Genomic DNA, 15521 nt, shown 5'->3' with positions numbered 1-15521 from the left:
CCTGTTATGACCAACAGTTTCGCTCTGCATATTCCCGACGTCGAGCTGGAGCCCGAGCCGCTGGACCCGTCGAGCATCGTCTCCGGCGACCCCCAGGTCACCGGAAAGGTCCTCTGGGAATCCGAGGACGGTCGGCAGTTGCGCGGAATCTGGCAGATCACCCCGGGCGTGGTGACCGACACCGAAGCCGACGAGCTGTTCGTGGTGATCAGCGGCCGCGCCACCGTCGAGATCGCCGACGGCCCCACGCTGAACGTCGGCCCAGGCGACCTTGCCGTCCTGCACGAAGGCGACCGGACGGTCTGGACCGTGCACGAGACGCTGCGCAAGGCGTACGTCATCACCGTGAGCGAGGACGGCTGACCGTCCTTCCCCCTCCCTTACTGAGACCCCCCACGCTCCCCCCACGCCCCCGCGAAAAAAGGAACGACCCCGTGGATCCCGCCCTCTCCCTCAAGGACGTCAAGCCCACCCCGTTCTGGCTGGACGACCCCGCGCGGCCGCAGGCCGACTCCGCCCTGGTCGGGGACGTCCGCTGCGACCTGCTGGTGGTCGGCGGCGGCTACAGCGGCCTGTGGACCGCGCTGATCGCCAAGGAGCGCGACCCCTCGCTCGACGTGGTCCTGATCGAGGGCAACGAGGTCGGCTGGGCGGCCTCCGGACGCAACGGCGGCTTCTGCGCGGCCAGCCTCACCCACGGCCTCGGCAACGGCCTGGAGCGCTGGCCCAAGGAGCTGGCCCAGCTGGAGAAGCTCGGCGCCCAGAACCTCCAGGCCATCGAGGACAGCGTCCAGCGCTACGGCATCGCCTGCGACTGGGAGCGCACCGGCGAACTCGACGTCGCCACCGAGCCCTACCAGCTCGACGACCTGCGTGAACTCGCCGACCTGGCAGCCAGCTTCGGCGCCGACTGCGAACTGCTGGACACCGACCAGATCCGCGCCCAGGTCAACTCACCGACCTACCTCGGCGCGCTCTGGGAGAAGGACGGCGTCGCGATGGTCAACCCCGGCCAAGCTCGCCTGGGGCCTCAAGCAGGCCTGCCGCGACCAGGGCGTGCGCCTCTACGAGCACACCCGCGCCACCGACCTCGCCGAGTCCGGCACCGGCATGGCCGTCCGCACCCCCTACGGACGGATCTTCGCCGGCCGGGTGGCGCTCGGGACCAACGTCTTCCCCTCGCTGGTCAAGCGGGCCCGCCCGTACACCGTGCCGGTCTACGACTACGCGATGATGACCGAGCCGCTGACCGCCGAGCAGCTCGCCGCGATCGGCTGGCAGAACCGCCAGGGCATCGGCGACAGCGCCAACCAGTTCCACTACTACCGGCTGTCGGCCGACAACCGGATCCTGTGGGGCGGCTACGACGCCATCTACAACTTCGGCGGCAAGCTCCGCGCCGAGTACGACCAGCGCCCGCAGACCTACCGGACGCTGGCCACGCACTTCTTCCAGACCTTCCCCCAGCTGGAAGGCCTGCGCTTCACCCACGCCTGGGGCGGCGCGATCGACACCTGCACGCGCTTCTCCGCCTTCTTCGACACGGCGTACAAGGGCAAGGTCGCCTACGCCGCCGGCTACACCGGCCTCGGCGTCGGCGCCACCCGCTTCGGCGCGGAGGTGATGCTCGACCTGCTGGCCGGGCAGACGACGGAGCGCACCGCCCTGGAGATGGTCCGCCGCAAGCCCCTCCCGTTCCCCCCGGAGCCGGTGCGCTGGGCGGGCATCGAACTGACGAAGTGGTCCCTCGACCGCGCGGACCGCAACGCGGGGCGGCGGAACGTCTGGCTGAAGACGCTGGACCGGCTGGGCCTGGGCTTCGACAGCTGAGCGGTGACCGTTCCCTTCGGCCCCAAGTACGTTAGTACTTGGGGCCGATGTGCTCGTCCATCAGCGCGACGGACGCCTTGCGGGCGACGGAGACGTTGACCCCGCCGTTGGTGCGCCGCGCTGCTTTCCACTCCACGCCCACCGAGTTGAGGGTGTCCGTGAAGATGCGCAGGATGTCGGTGGACGTGTTGGTGAAGAAGTACCGCGGGTACTCATGCCGTCGGACCTCACCGTTGACGGTGCGGGTGGCCCAGTTGACGATCCGACACCCGTCGGAGTGGATCAGCCCGCGGATCAGCTCCCACGGGTGAGCGTCGACGATGACCTGCTGCCAGGGTTCCAGGGCTATCAGGCGTTCGTGCTTCTTGCCGGGGCCGTGCTGAGGAAAGATGCAGGTCAGGTGGGTTGAGTAGACCTTGACGTCGCGACACCCGGTCTTGCGCACGCGGCAGGGCTTGTTGTTCGGCAGGACACGGCGCATGGCGAGCTCGGCGGCGTCCATCAGGCCGGGCCACTTGTCGCCACAGGTGATAGCCAGATTGTGGGTCCGGTGCTGCTTGGGTTGGATGATGTGGCCGTCGCCCAGGTAGAGGCCCAGCAGGTATGCATACGCGGGCTGGTCCAACTCGTCGCCGTAGCAGAATGGGCAGGTCGACAGCTTCCGGCCGGGGAGTTCGCTGTGCTTTGCACGGTCATCGTGCTTCCAGGAGCCAACAGTCCCGATGGGGACGCCAAGTCGGCGTGCTACCTCGGCGTTGGGGACACCGTTCCTCAGTAGGAGAACGGCTTCGTCGCGGGTTGATCGAACGGCCATGCGGCCAGCATCCGTCGTCGGAGTCCAGATGTTGGACGATGCGGCGTTGATCACTCGAAGTGATGAATCTCGCAGCGACGCTTGCGACTTTGAATTCAAAGGTAAATAAGGGTGCCGGGTGCGGGATTCGAACCCGCAAGCCCTTTCAGGCGGAAGCTTTTGAGGCTTCTGTGTATGCCATTCCACCAACCCGGCCTGGGAAGCTTTGAGAAGTATAGCGGGTGTGTGCCCGCACACGGGTCTAGGTACCCTCGTGCATGCAGTACCCCGCCGGAACGAGGAGCCCCGTGAGCACCGCCGACGAGCAGCCCCAGGCGCTTGAGACCGACTTGTCCCAGATCACCCGAATTGTCATCGCCGAGGACGAGGCGCTGATTCGCCTCGACCTCAAGGAGATGCTGGAGGAGGAGGGCTACATCGTTGTCGGTGAGGCCGGTGACGGTGCGACAGCGGTGAAGCTGGTCGAGGAGCTGCGCCCCGACCTCGCCATCCTCGATGTGAAGATGCCGATCCTGGACGGGCTCTCCGCCGCCGAGCAGATCCATGACGCGCACCTGGCGCCGGTGCTGATGCTGACCGCGTTCTCGCAGCGGGAGTTGGTGGACCGGGCGCGGGACGCGGGGGCGATGGCGTACATCGTCAAGCCGTTCTCCAAGAGCGACCTGGTGCCCGCGATCGAGATGGCGGTGTCCCGCTACACCGAGATGCGGACGCTGGAGGAGGAGATCGCCGACCTCACCCAGCGGTTGGAGACGCGCAAGCTGGTGGACCGGGCGAAGAGCGTGCTGCAGACGAAGTTCGGGTTGAACGAGCCGGCGGCCTTCCGCTGGATCCAGAAGACCTCGATGGACCGCCGGATGACCATGGCCGCCGTCGCGGAGGCCGTGATCGAGGAGGGCGTGGCGCAGGACAGCAAGAAGAAGTCCGAGGCCGCCGAGAGCTGAGAGACGCGGAAGGGACCGGCCGCGCGCTGCCGCGCGGCCGGTCCCTTCCGTCTGTCTGTCGCTAGTCCTCGCCGAGGTAGGACTTGCGGACCGACTCGTCCGTCAGCAGTTCGGCGCCCGTGCCGGTCAGCACGATGTGCCCGGTCTGCATCACGTACCCCTGGTCGGAGAGCGACAGCGCCGCCTGGGCGTTCTGCTCGACCAGCAGGATGGTGGTGCCGCTGGCCTTGAGTTCGACGATGGTCGCCATGATCTTCTGCATCATGATCGGCGAGAGGCCCATCGACGGCTCGTCGAGCATCAGCAGCTTGGGCCGTGACATCAGCGCCCGTCCCATCGCGAGCATCTGCTGCTCGCCGCCGGACAGGGTGCCGGCGGCCTGCTTTCGGCGTTCGCCGAGGATCGGGAAGAGCGTGTAGGCGCGCTCGATGTCCTCGGTGATGCCGGGCGCGTCCTTGCGCAGGAACGCGCCGAGCAGCAGGTTCTCCTCGATGGTCATCCGGGGGAAGATGTGCCGGCCCTCGGGGGAGTGGGCCAGGCCCAGCGAGACGATCTTGTGCGCGGGGACGGTGTTGAGCGTCTGGCCGTCGAAGAGGATCGAGCCGGCGGTGGGCTTCAGCAGGCCGGAGAGGGTGCGCAGGGTGGTGGTCTTGCCGGCGCCGTTGGTGCCGATCAGGGTGGTGACCTCGCCCTGGTTGACGGTGAAGCTGATGCCCTTGACGGCCTCGATCTTGCCGTAGGCGACGCGGAGGTCGGTGACCTCCAGGAGTGCGGTGCTCATTCGGTGGTCTCCGTGCTCTGCGCGCTCTCCACGCTGTCCGTGACAGTCTCCAGCGGTTCCCCGAGGTACGCGGTGATCACCCGCTCGTCGCCCTGGACGGTCTCCCGGTCACCCTCGACGATCTTCTGACCCTGCACCAGCACGGCCGTGCGGTCGCAGAGGTTGAAGATGAACCGCATGTCGTGCTCGATGACCAGGATCGCGACGCCCTTGTCCCGGATGGCGAAGACGAGTTCCTCGGCGGCCCGGGTCTCCTGCGGGTTCATGCCCGCCGTCGGCTCGTCGAGCAGCAGCAGGCCGGGTTCGCTGGCCAGCGCCCGGGCGATCTCCAGCTTGCGCTGCTCGCCGTAGGGGAGGTTGCGGGCCAGGTGGTCGGCCTTCTTGTCCAGGCCGGTGAAGGCGAGCAGTTCCATGGCCTTCTCGCGGCTGTCGGCCTCGGCCCGCCGGTAGCCGGGGCCGCGGATCAGCGCGGAGATCAGGCCCTCCTTGGTGCGGCTGTGCCGGCCGACCAGGACGTTCTCCAGAACGGTCATGTTGGCGAACAGCCGGATGTTCTGGAAGGTGCGCGCGATGCCGGCCTGGGTGACCAGGTGGGGCTTGGGCGGCAGGACCTTGTCGCGGTAGCTGACGGTGCCTTCGGTGGGGACGTACAGGCCGGTCAGGCAGTTGAAGAAGGTGGTCTTGCCGGCGCCGTTGGGGCCGATCAGACCGATGATCTCGCCCTCGCTGACCGTCAGGTCGACGTTGTTGACGGCGGTCAGGCCGCCGAAGCGCATGGTGACGCCCCGGGCGTCCAGCAGGGGCGCCGCTGTGGCCGTGGCGGCGGTGGCCGCCTTGGTGATGCTGGTCATGGTCCTCACGCCCCTGCCGTGCTGAGGGTGGTGGTGTCGGTGCCGCCGCCCTGTGCGGGGATGTCGGCCTCGTGGAACTCCAGTTGGCGGCGCCGGTTGGCGACGATGCCCTCGGGCCGGAAGCGCATCAGCAGGATGAGGGCGACGCCGAAGGCGAGCAGCTGGTACTTCTGCAGGAACTCGAGCTTCTCGGGGATCAGGTAGAGCAGCGAGGCGCCGAGCAGCGGGCCGCTGACCGTCCCCATGCCGCCGAGGACGACGGCGGCCAGCAGGAAGGCCGAGTTGGGCGGGGCGGAGCCGGCGAACTGGTACGGGCTGGGCACCACGTTGTAGGTGACGTGGGCGCTGACGGTGCCGGCCAGGCCGGCCAGGGCGGCGCCCAGCGCGAAGGCGGTGAGCTTGACCCGGAAGCCGTTGATGCCCATCGCCTCGGCGGCCGTCTCGTCCTCGCGGATCGCGATCCAGGCGCGCCCGATGCGGGAGTTGCCGGCCCGGCTGAAGACCGCGATGACGATCAGGGTGACGACCAGCATCAGCAGGAAGTAGTTGGCGAAGCGTCCGATGGTGAAGGGGCCGAAGCTGTGGGCGTTGCCGAGGCTGAGGCCGAAGATGCTGATGTCGGGGATGTCGGGGATGCCGTTCGGACCGTTGGTGATCTTGGGGCCGGACGAGCCGTCCAGGTTGTTCACCATGATCCGGAAGATCTCACCGAAGCCGAGCGTGACGATGGCGAGGTAGTCGCCGCGCAGCCGCAGGGTGGGGGCGCCGATGAGCACGCCGAAGACCAGCGAGACCGCGGCCCCGGCCAGCGCGGCGATCCAGAACGGGACCTGGGCGCTGTGGAAGGGCGAGTACGGCGAGCCGGAGATCAGCGCGGCCGTGTAGGCGCCGACGCCGAGGAAGGCGACGTAGCCGAGGTCGAGCAGGCCGGTGAGGCCGACCACGATGTTCAGGCCGAGCGCGACGGTGGCGAAGATCAGGATGTTGACGCCGATGTTCGCGTTGTGGTCGTCGTGCTGGGTGAGCGGGAAGAGCGCGGCGGCCGCGAAGGCGGCAGCCATCGCGAACGGCCGCTGCCGGGCGAGCAGCGCGGAGATCCGCTCGAAGAGGCCGGACCGGACGTGAGCAGCGGCGGTGAAGACGACGGTGACCAGGAAGCCTTCGAAGAGCTCGCCGTAGGAGGTGTCGATGCCGTAGGTGAAGATGCCCAGGCCCAGCGCGGCGATGGCGGTGACCACCAGCCGCTCCTGCCAGGCGGGTGCGGCCTGCGGTTTGCCCGCTGGGTGCTGGTCGGTGGGCAGCGCCAGCGTGCCGTACAGGGCGGGCAGGACGGCGACGCCGGCGATCCAGCCGCCGATGGTGAGGTTGGCCAGGCCGCCGAGTTCGAAGGCGATCGCGCCCAGGGTGAACCAGGTGGTGGCGAGCGCGCCGAGGGCGAGCCAGCGCAGCGGCCGGGTGTGCCCGGTGGGGGCGAGCCAGCACAGGCCGCGCAGGTTGTAGGCGGCGAGCGCCTGGAGCAGGAGCAGCAGGCCGGCGGTGACGGTGAGCCACTGCAGGCCGCCGGGGTAGCCGGCGACGGTGAGGTCGCCGGGGAAGTCGGCGGTCCAGGTCCAGGAGAGGAAGGCCGAGGCGATGGTCAGGACGGCGCCGCCGGCGGTCAGGGCGCGGGCCGCGCCGGGCGGCAGGGTGCCTTCCAGGTTGGCGAGTCGGCCGCCGGCTGCGGTGCGCAGGCGGGGGATGAACTGGCTGGTGTCCATGGTGGTGTCCTCCTCCGCCCTCAGGCCCGGTCCGCTACGCGTTCGCCGAGTAGCCCTTGTGGTCGCAGCAGCAGGACCAGGATCAGCAGGACGAAGGCCCAGACCGGGGACCAGGCCTGCCCGCCGAGCTGGTGCATGCCGGGGATGTCGGCGATGTAGGCGGTGGCGAGGGCTTCGGCGAGGCCGAGGACCAGTCCGCCGAGCATCGCGCCGTAGATGTTGCCGATACCGCCGAGGACGGCCGCGGTGAACGCCTTGAGGCCGGCTTCGAAGCCCATGTCGTAGCTGACCTGGCCGTAGCGCAGGCCGTAGCAGATGGCGGCGACGGCGGCGAAGACGGCGCCGATGGCGAAGGCGGTGGCGATGATCCGGTTGGTGTCGATGCCCATCAGCTGGGCGGTGTCCGAGTCCTGGGCGGTGGCCTGCATGGCGCGGCCGGTGCGGGACTTGCGGACGAACAGGGCCAGCACGACCATGCAGATCGGTGCGGCGATGACGGTGAAGAGGTCGCCGGACTGGATGTCGACGCCGCCCAGGTGCCAGGGACCGCTGGGGATCTGCGGGAAGACCCGGGCGCTGGTGGCCTGCGGGTAGAGGTTGTGCACGGCCTGCTGGAGGGCGAGCGAGAGGCCGATGGCCGCGATCAGCGGGGCGAGCCGGGGTGCGCCGCGCAGCGGCCGGTAGGCGAACCGTTCGGCGCCCAGGGCTATCAGCACCGAGGTGGCGGCGCCGCCGACGAGCATCAGCGGCAGGGCGAGCCAGAGCGAGGTGCCGTGCGGGAGGACCAGGTAGACGGTGAGAGCGCCGAATCCTCCGGTCATGAAGATCTCGCCGTGGGCGAAGTTGATGAGCTGCACGATGCCGTACACCATCGTGTAGCCGATGGCGATCAGGCCGTAAGTCGAGCCTAGGAACAGCCCGTTGGCGAGTTGTTGCGGCAGGGTGTGCACCGCAAGCCTCCATGTCGCTGTGGAGAGGTCGCTGTGGAGAGCGTGGCGTCTCGTGGGGTGGGGGGACGAGGGGGCCGCGCGGCTCTGGTGTGCGCGCGCGGCCCGGGGTCGTGAGGTGGGGCTGGGTCGTGAGGTGGGGCTGGGTCAGCCGTTGAAGGCGCCGGTCTTGACGGAGACCCACTTGCCGCCGGTGACCTGGTAGACGGTCAGCTGCTTGTTGGTGGTGTCGCCGAAGGCGTCGAAGGAGACGTGGCCGGCGATGCCGTCGAAGTCGCTCTTCTGCACGCCGTCGACGACCTTGGCGCGGGCGTCGGAGGGGATCTTGCCGCCGTTGGCGGCGGCCACGCTGCCGACGGCCTTGATGATGGCGGTGGCGGCGTCGTAGGAGTAGCCGCCGTAGGTGCCGTAGTCGCCGGGGTACTTGGCGGCCTTGTACTTGGCGATGAAGTCCTGGGCGGTGGCCAGGCCGTCGACCGGGGAGCCGACCGAGGTGGCGAGGTCGCCCTCGGTGCCGGCGCCGCCGACCGAGATGTAGGTGGCGGAGAAGATGCCGTCGCCGCCCATCAGCGGGATGGCGTCGCCGGCGGCCTTGAGCTGCTTGGAGAGCAGCGAGGCCTCGTCGTACTGGCCGCCGTAGTAGAGCATGTCGGCGCCGGACGCCTTGATCTTGGTGACCAGGGTGGAGAAGTCCTTGTCACCGGTGGAGACGTGGTCGGTGCCGGCGATGGCGCCGCCGTCCTTGGTGAAGGAGTCCTTGAAGATCCCGGCCAGGCCGGCGCCGTAGGTCTGCTTGTCGTCGACGACGAAGGCGTTCTTCTTCTTGGCGGTGCCCGACGCGTACTGGGCGGCGTAGGCGCCCTGCAGGGCGTCGGTGGTGGCGGTGCGGAAGTAGGTCTTGTAGCCGCGGACCTTGGTGCCGGCCGCCCAGTTGGGGCCCTGGGTGAGCGCGGGGTTGGTGTTGGAGGGCGAGATCTCGACCAGGTTGGCGGTCTCGAAGACCTGCTGCATCGACTGCGCGACACCGGAGTTGAGCGGGCCGACGACGCCGAGGACGCTGCTGTCGGCGACCAGGGAGGTGGCGTTCTGCTGGCCGGTGGCGGGCTGCGCCTGGTCGTCCAGGGCCTTGACCTTGAAGGTGACGCCGGGGACGGTCTTGTTCTTGTTGGCGTCGTCGACGGCGATCTGCACGCCGTACTGGATGCCGAGGCCGGTGGCCGAGTTCTCGCCGGAGAGCGGGGCGTCGACGCCGATGGTGACGGTGGTGCCGGCCGCGCTGTCGCCGCCGGACTTGCTGGCGCCGCGGGAGCCGCAGGCGGTCACGGTGAGCGCTCCGGTGAGGGCGATGCTCAGGACGAGCAGTGAACGATGACGCACGAGGGTCCCCTTCTGGTCAGGAAGCGCCGGGTCGGGGTCGACTCGGTGCCGGGTCGCGCGCTGGGGCATGCCCGAACTGGATGAGCCCGATCCGGTGGCGCGGTGACTGGCCGTGACTCTAGAGCGCGCGGGGCGGCTCTGGCAGGGGTGTGGGTGTCCTGTGATTCTCTTGTTATGAGCACTGGCATGCCGTGTCTCATATGTTGGACTTCGCGGGTGCGAAATTCCGGGCGGTACTGGGCCGGTGGTGGCGATAGGGGTCAAAACCGGCTGGGTGAAAGGGTGGTGGCCGATGCGTCCGATAATCGATCAGGAGTGTCCGAGGGGGGTTGGCCGGTCGCACGCGTCCGGATAACGGATTCCGGGGTCGACCGAAGGGCGCCGGTCGCCTGCGGGCGGTCGAAACGGACCGCCCGCTCGCCGTGCCGTCGCCCGGTTCGATTGTTACGCAGTGTTACGGTCGAGTAAAAGCGCCCGGCTCCCGCACGCTTGCCCCGGACTTGCCTCGGACATGCGAAAGCCCCCTTGTCGGCGAGGATCTGCCCAGGCGGGGCAGGGGCCAAACAAGGGGGCGCAGCAGAGCTTTTGACGGATGGTCAGGCGAGGTCAGGCGGGGTCGGAAAGGCTTACAGGTCGCGCAGGGCGCAGGTCAGGCGGCAGCTGGTGATCCGCCGGCCGGTGTCGTCGGTGATGGCGATCTCGTACGTCGCGGCGGTGCGGCCCTTGAACACGGCCGTCGCGACCGCGGTCACCAGGCCCGAGGTGGCCGAGCGGTGGTGGGTGACGTTGAGGTCCACGCCGACCGCGTAGCGGCCCGGGCCCGCGTGCAGCATCGCGCCCACCGAGCCGAGCGTCTCGGCCAGCGCGGCCGAGGCGCCGCCGTGCAGCAGGCCGTACGGCTGCTGGTTGCCCTCCACCGGCATGGTGCCGACCACTCGGTCGCCGGACGCCTCGACGATCCGGATGCCCAGCTTCTCGCCGAGCGCTCCCCCGGAGAAGGTGGACGGCTCGACGCCCAGCTTGGCGAAGTGGTCGAGGACGTCCTGCGGCACGTCGAGCTTGGGGGTCGCCTCGGTCATGCTGTCTCTCCTACCGGTTGACGGACGGCCGCGGGGTGTGGCCTTGCGCGATCGTACGACCGGCGCGCGCCAAGGTGGGGCGGGGGAGGGCGGGGGAACTGCGTCGCGGCGTCCGTTGTCGGTGCCGGGCTCTAGGATTCAGTGACGGGCAGTGGAGTCGGCAGGAACGGACGTTGACGTGGCTACGCAGAGTGCGGTACAGGGTGCGGCGAGTGGCGATCGGCCGGGGGCGCGGCCCCGGTTGATGCTGCTCGACGGCCATTCGCTGGCGTACCGGGCGTTCTACGCCCTGCCCGTGGAGAACTTCAGCACCTCCACCGGCCAGTCGACCAACGCGGTCTACGGCTTCGCCTCGATGGTCGCCAACACCGTGCGCGACGAGGCGCCCACCCACCTCGCGGTGGCCTTCGACCTCTCCCGCAAGACCTTCCGCTCGGCGGAGTTCCCCGACTACAAGGCCAACCGTGCCAAGACGCCCGACGAGTTCAAGAGCCAGATCGGCCTGATCGGCGAACTGCTGGACGCGATGACCGTGCCGCGGATGGCGCTGGAGGGCTTCGAGGCCGACGACATCATCGCCACCCTGGCCACCGCCGCCGAGGCGGCCGGCTTCGACGTGCTGATCGTCACCGGCGACCGCGACGCGCTCCAGCTGGTCACCGACCACGTCACCGTCCTCTACCCCACCAAGGGCGTCTCCGAGCTGACCCGCTACACCCCCGAGAAGGTCGCCGAGAAGTACGGCGTGACGCCCCGCCAGTACCCGGACTTGGCCGCGCTGCGCGGCGACCCGTCCGACAACCTCCCCGGTATCCCCGGCGTCGGCGAGAAGACCGCCGCCAAGTGGGTCAACCAGTTCGGCTCCTTCGACGAGTTGGTCTCCCGGGCCGACGAGGTCAAGGGCAAGATCGGCGAGAAGCTGCGCGAGCACCTCGACTCGGTCAAGCGCAACCGGGTGCTCACCGAGCTGGTGCGCGACGTCGAACTGCCGCTGGGCGTCGAGGACCTGGTCCGCACCGCCTTCGACCGGGAGGCCGTCGGGACGCTGATGGAGTCGCTGGAGTTCCGCAACTCCAACTTCCGCGACCGGGTCTTCGGGCTCGACCCGGGCGGCGTGGTGGAGGCCGCCGAGGTGGCCGCCGCGCCCGGCATCGAGGTCGAGGGCGAACTGCTCACCGAGCCCGGCGCGTTGGCGGCCTGGCTGGCCGCGGCCACCGGCACGGTCGCGGTCGCCGCCGTCTACACCTGGGCACTGGGCAGCGGCAGCGTGCAGGAGGTCGCGCTGGCCGACGCCGACACCGCCGTCTGGTTCGACCCGTCCCAGCTCGCCGAGCAGGACGACCGCGCGTTCGCCCAGTGGCTGGCCGACCCGGAGCGTCCCAAGGCGCTGCACATCGCCAAGCAGGTGATGCGGGCCTTCGCCGAGCAGGGCTGGCAGATCGCCGGGGTGCGCGCCGACACCGCGCTCGCCGCCTACCTGGAGAAGCCCGGCCGGCGCACCTTCACCCTGGAGGTGCTCGCCGAGGAGTACCTGGGCCGCTCGCTCGCCCCGGCCCCGGTCGCCGAGAGCGGCCAACTGGCCTTCGGCGCCGAGGAGGAGGACGACACCTCGGGCGCCCGGGCGCTGATGGTGCAGGCCCGCACGGTGCTCGACCTCGCCGAGCTCTTCGAGACCCGGCTGGCCGAGGTCGGCGCCGTCGAGCTGCTGCACGACATGGAGTTGCCGATCGCGGCGCTGCTGGCCCGGATGGAGCGCACCGGCATCGCCGCCGACCGTGCCCATCTCACCGCGCTGGAGAACCAGTTCGCGGTGGAGATCCAGCGGGTGGTGGAGGAGGCGCACGCCGCCGCCGGCCACGCCTTCAACCTCGGCTCGCCCAAGCAGCTCCAGGAGATCCTCTTCGGCGAGCTCAACCTGCCCAAGACCAAGAAGATCAAGACCGGCTTCACCACCGACGCCGACGCGCTGACCTGGCTGGCCACCCAGACCGACAACGAGCTGCCGGTCATCCTGCTGCGCCACCGCGACCAGGCCAAGCTGCGCACCACCGTGGAGGGCCTGCTCAAGACGGTCTCGCCGCAGGGGCGGATCCACACCACCTTCAACCAGATGGTCGCCGCCACCGGCCGGCTCTCCTCGCAGGACCCGAACCTGCAGAACATCCCCGTGCGCACCGAGGAGGGCCGGCTGATCCGCCGCGCCTTCGTGGTCGGCGAGGGGTACGAGTCGCTGCTGACGGCCGACTACTCGCAGATCGAGCTGCGGATCATGGCCCACCTCTCCGAGGACGAGGCGCTGATCGAGGCCTTCGCCAGCGGCGAGGACCTGCACACCACCGTCGCGTCGTCGGTCTTCGGCGTGGAGCGCGACGCGGTGGACGCCGAGATGCGCCGCAAGATCAAGGCGATGTCCTACGGCCTGGCGTACGGGCTCTCCGCCTTCGGCCTCTCCCAGCAGCTGAACATCAAGCCGGCCGAGGCGCAGGGCCTGATGGACACCTACTTCGAGCGCTTCGGCGGCATCCGCGAGTACCTGCACCGGGTGGTCGAGGAGGCCCGCGCCACCGGGTACACGGAGACCCTGCTCGGTCGCCGCCGCTACCTGCCCGACCTCACCAGCGACAACCGCCAGCGCCGCGAGATGGCCGAGCGGATGGCCCTGAACGCCCCCGTCCAGGGCTCGGCCGCCGACATCGTCAAGATCGCCATGCTGCGGGTGGACGCCGAACTCACCAAGGCGGGCCTGACCACCCGGATGCTGCTCCAGGTGCACGACGAAATCGTGCTGGAACTCGCCCCGGGCGAGCGCGAGCAGGTCGAGTCCATCGTCCGCGAGCAGATGGCCGGCGCCTACGCCCTACGCGCCCCCCTCGACGTCTCGGTCGGCATCGGCCCCAACTGGGAAGCCGCCGCCCACTGACCCACCCTCAGCCGGTGAGACAGGCCAGCTGCCGACCAAGCCGGTCGGCGCTGGGCCTGCGGTCGGGATCGGCGGCCAACGCGGCTACGAGGACGCCCCGAAGGTCGGGCCACAGCCGCGGATACAGGCGCAGCGGAACGCGGCCGGAGCCGATGGCCGCGCGCAACTGCCAGGTGGTGGCCTCGTCCTCGTCCAGGCCGTGCGCGTCGTAAGCGAGCGGCCACTCACCGCTGGCGCACGCCCAGAGACTTCCCGCGATCGCATACACGTCACTCGCGGCGGTGGTCACGGGCACCGCGCGGCCCTGGACGAGGGCACGGGCGAGCTCTGGTGCTTCGAGGTGGATGAGCGCCGCTCCCTCCCGTCGGTCGTCATCGGGCAACCCAGGGCCGTGGGCGTTGCAGAGGTCGATCAGACGGGGGCCGTTGCCGGTGTGGATGCAGTGGGCTGCCTGGAGGTCACCATGGACCCACCCTGCCTCGTGGAGGGCGGCGACGGTTTCGCACAGCTCGACGGCGGCTCGGACGGCGGCGCGGCGCTCCGCGTCGTGGTAGGTGCCGTCCCGCACTGGCTGCCACAAGTCCCAAGTGGACGGGCCGTCGTACCAGGGCGCGACAGTGAAGGGACCAGTCGCGGCGATACCAGCCCAGGCAGGCTTCCAGCCGCCGCCGAAGTGTTCCCGCAGGGCGTTCATCACCGCGTACTCGCGAGCCGGCAGTTGGCCCGCTGATGGATAGCCGGGGCACGGCACCACGACCTTGACGGCCAACCGTTGGCCGACGCTCACGGCATCGCTACCCGCCGCGGTCACCCGCCAGACCTGAACGCCACGCCGCTCCGTGATCAGCAGCCGATCCGTCACTGCGCCCGCCGTTAACGCAATGACGTCGAACACGTCGCCGGTCACGGTGCGATTCCCAGACGGGACGCCAGACCGACGAGTTCGGGGTTTGAGCGGCGGTGCAGCGCGAGCAGGACGCGGGCGACCTCGCGAGCCATCGGGTGAACACGGGTCATCTGCGGTGCCGTCCTCTCGGCGGTTCGAAGCGAGCGCAGGGAGGCGTCGCGGTCGCCCACAGCGAGGTGGGCTCGAGCGGTGTCCAGGTGGAAGTGCCCGACGCGTGTCGGGGTCAGCCCAGCACCAGGTGTGTACCCGTCCGCGAGCGAGGCGGCCTTCTGCGGCTGGTCGAGTTCGACGTGCGCGGCCAGGACATGCAGATGGGTATTGCCTGCCCCGAACGTGAGATTGTGCGCCAGGACATCCCCGATGGGCAGCACTTCGGCCAACCGGTGAGCGTACGCGGTGTGCTCGGCCGTGGCACTCGCGTCCTTGGCACGGGAGGCGAGCGTGATGGCCCGCAGATGCAGAGCCCCGAGTGCGACAACTGCCGACGGCTGGTCAGCCTGGACGGCGCCGTAGCGGCTGATCGCCTCCTCGACCACGGCCATCCCGCCGTCGTAGTCACCGGCGGACTGGAAGGTCCCCGCACGGGTCCATGCTGCTCCTGCCGACGCCACCGGATTCTGGGCCCGTTCCGCTGCCCACGCCTGGCGTCCCACCACGATCTCGGCAAGGTCGGGCTGCCCGAGCCGGTGCGCCAGGGTGTAGGCGCAGGCGTAGGCATCCGCGAGCATCCCCCACCTGGCCGGGTCATGAACGGCGTGTGCGTGGGCGGTCAGGTCGTCGATCAGGGCGGGAAGCTCCAGCGCCAGGGCGTCGTAACGGGTGGCGGCACGCAGGGTGGTGGCCGTGGCGAGGCGCTCCGAGAGGGTCTCGGGAGCCGGAAGTGGCCGGTCATGCGGAAGGTCGTAGCGCCGGACCGCTGATCGCACCGCGTCGATGTTCGGCCCGCTATTGCGCGTCTGCACCTGCCCGTTGAGCTGAGCCATGGTGACGCCGAGGGCGCGGGCTACTGATGCGGCGACCGCTGGCGTGCAGGGACGGTCTCCGATCTCGATCTTCGAGAGGAGGGACATCGAGATGCCCGCACGAAGGCGGAGCGCGTTCTGCGACAGCCCGGCGGCTTTGCGCAAGGTGGCGATGTTCTCGCCGATCGAGGGGGCGGGCGTTGCGGGGACGTGCGGGTCTGTCATGGCTTTGAGTCTCCCGAGGCGGACGGGCAGCGTTTACCGATTCTGGGGCGTGCTGACGGACTGTGCATAGGTTGTGCAAGTTCGGGCCCTGCGCATCTCGTTAACTCAGTGTCAGCCTATGAACACG

At 69.6% G+C, this 15521-nt stretch carries 12 protein-coding genes, 1 tRNA gene and 1 pseudogene; 4 read left to right on the top strand and 10 right to left on the bottom strand.

Features of this window, described 5'->3' with window-relative positions:
* Nucleotides 1–6: 6 nt before the first annotated feature.
* Both P3T34_RS10685 and P3T34_RS10680 read left to right on the top strand, forming a co-directional pair.
* Nucleotides 7–363, top strand: coding sequence for a cupin domain-containing protein (locus tag P3T34_RS10685; protein WP_280665785.1), 357 nt, complete (start codon nucleotides 7–9; stop codon nucleotides 361–363).
* A 71-nt stretch (nucleotides 364–434) separates the two neighbouring features.
* Nucleotides 435–1830: pseudogene (locus P3T34_RS10680) on the top strand (FAD-dependent oxidoreductase).
* A gap of 31 nt (nucleotides 1831–1861) precedes the next feature.
* Here the strand turns inward: P3T34_RS10680 and P3T34_RS10675 are convergent.
* Both P3T34_RS10675 and P3T34_RS10670 read right to left on the bottom strand, forming a co-directional pair.
* Nucleotides 1862–2644, bottom strand: coding sequence for a sigma-70 region 4 domain-containing protein (locus tag P3T34_RS10675; RefSeq protein ID WP_280665784.1), 783 nt, complete (start codon nucleotides 2642–2644; stop codon nucleotides 1862–1864).
* Between the two features lie 112 nt (nucleotides 2645–2756).
* A tRNA-Leu gene (locus P3T34_RS10670) sits at nucleotides 2757–2839 on the bottom strand.
* A 92-nt stretch (nucleotides 2840–2931) separates the two neighbouring features.
* Here P3T34_RS10670 and P3T34_RS10665 point away from each other — a divergent pair.
* On the top strand, nucleotides 2932–3588 hold the full coding sequence (locus tag P3T34_RS10665; RefSeq protein ID WP_280665783.1) for a response regulator: 657 nt from the start codon (nucleotides 2932–2934) through the stop codon (nucleotides 3586–3588).
* A 61-nt stretch (nucleotides 3589–3649) separates the two neighbouring features.
* On the opposite strand, the gene P3T34_RS10660 is transcribed toward P3T34_RS10665, so the two are convergent.
* The 6 genes from P3T34_RS10660 to P3T34_RS10635 form a co-directional block, all read right to left on the bottom strand.
* Nucleotides 3650–4369 (bottom strand): ABC transporter ATP-binding protein, encoded by a 720-nt coding sequence (locus tag P3T34_RS10660; protein ID WP_280665782.1) that lies wholly within the window; start codon nucleotides 4367–4369, stop codon nucleotides 3650–3652.
* Nucleotides 4366–5220 (bottom strand): ABC transporter ATP-binding protein, encoded by an 855-nt coding sequence (locus tag P3T34_RS10655; RefSeq protein ID WP_280665781.1) that lies wholly within the window; start codon nucleotides 5218–5220, stop codon nucleotides 4366–4368. Before P3T34_RS10655 ends, P3T34_RS10660 begins: the two co-directional genes overlap by 4 nt.
* 5 nt (nucleotides 5221–5225) lie before the next feature.
* Nucleotides 5226–6977: a branched-chain amino acid ABC transporter permease gene (locus tag P3T34_RS10650; RefSeq protein WP_280665780.1), complete on the bottom strand. Its 1752-nt coding sequence runs from the start codon at nucleotides 6975–6977 to the stop codon at nucleotides 5226–5228.
* 20 nt (nucleotides 6978–6997) lie between these two features.
* Nucleotides 6998–7927, bottom strand: coding sequence for a branched-chain amino acid ABC transporter permease (locus P3T34_RS10645; protein ID WP_280665779.1), 930 nt, complete (start codon nucleotides 7925–7927; stop codon nucleotides 6998–7000).
* 144 nt (nucleotides 7928–8071) lie between these two features.
* Entirely contained in the window at nucleotides 8072–9301 is a 1230-nt protein-coding gene (locus P3T34_RS10640) for a branched-chain amino acid ABC transporter substrate-binding protein (RefSeq protein WP_280665778.1), read from the bottom strand.
* A 626-nt stretch (nucleotides 9302–9927) separates the two neighbouring features.
* Nucleotides 9928–10380 (bottom strand): hotdog fold thioesterase, encoded by a 453-nt coding sequence (locus P3T34_RS10635; protein WP_280665777.1) that lies wholly within the window; start codon nucleotides 10378–10380, stop codon nucleotides 9928–9930.
* A 244-nt stretch (nucleotides 10381–10624) separates the two neighbouring features.
* Between P3T34_RS10635 and polA the strand changes: the two genes are divergently transcribed.
* Nucleotides 10625–13300, top strand: coding sequence for a DNA polymerase I (gene polA, locus P3T34_RS10630; protein WP_280671948.1), 2676 nt, complete (start codon nucleotides 10625–10627; stop codon nucleotides 13298–13300).
* 7 nt (nucleotides 13301–13307) lie between these two features.
* Here the strand turns inward: polA and P3T34_RS10625 are convergent, their stop codons facing one another.
* Nucleotides 13308–14207 carry a hypothetical protein gene (locus P3T34_RS10625; protein ID WP_280665776.1) on the bottom strand — a complete coding sequence of 300 codons (900 nt, stop codon included), beginning with the start codon at nucleotides 14205–14207 and terminating at the stop codon, nucleotides 13308–13310.
* Complete coding sequence (locus P3T34_RS10620) at nucleotides 14204–15394, bottom strand: helix-turn-helix transcriptional regulator (RefSeq protein ID WP_280665775.1); 1191 nt, start codon at nucleotides 15392–15394, stop codon at nucleotides 14204–14206. Before P3T34_RS10620 ends, P3T34_RS10625 begins: the two co-directional genes overlap by 4 nt.
* Nucleotides 15395–15521 lie beyond the last annotated feature (127 nt).

Source organism: Kitasatospora sp. MAP12-44, assembly GCF_029892095.1.
GTDB lineage: Bacteria > Actinomycetota > Actinomycetes > Streptomycetales > Streptomycetaceae > Kitasatospora.
Note: the sequence above shows the minus strand (reverse complement) of the source record. Positions and strands in the feature narration are given on the sequence as shown.

What these genes read in the sequence shown, in the direction of transcription:
- P3T34_RS10685 (WP_280665785.1), top strand. Translation starts at nt 7, where the DNA reads ATGACCAACAGTTTCGCTCTGCATATTCCCGACGTCGAGCTGGAGCCC.
- P3T34_RS10675 (WP_280665784.1), bottom strand. Translation starts at nt 2,644, where the DNA reads ATGGCCGTTCGATCAACCCGCGACGAAGCCGTTCTCCTACTGAGGAAC.
- P3T34_RS10660 (WP_280665782.1), bottom strand. Translation starts at nt 4,369, where the DNA reads ATGAGCACCGCACTCCTGGAGGTCACCGACCTCCGCGTCGCCTACGGC.
- P3T34_RS10655 (WP_280665781.1), bottom strand. Translation starts at nt 5,220, where the DNA reads ATGACCAGCATCACCAAGGCGGCCACCGCCGCCACGGCCACAGCGGCG.
- P3T34_RS10650 (WP_280665780.1), bottom strand. Translation starts at nt 6,977, where the DNA reads ATGGACACCAGCCAGTTCATCCCCCGCCTGCGCACCGCAGCCGGCGGC.
- P3T34_RS10635 (WP_280665777.1), bottom strand. Translation starts at nt 10,380, where the DNA reads ATGACCGAGGCGACCCCCAAGCTCGACGTGCCGCAGGACGTCCTCGAC.
- polA (WP_280671948.1), top strand. Translation starts at nt 10,625, where the DNA reads ATGCTGCTCGACGGCCATTCGCTGGCGTACCGGGCGTTCTACGCCCTG.
- P3T34_RS10620 (WP_280665775.1), bottom strand. Translation starts at nt 15,394, where the DNA reads ATGACAGACCCGCACGTCCCCGCAACGCCCGCCCCCTCGATCGGCGAG.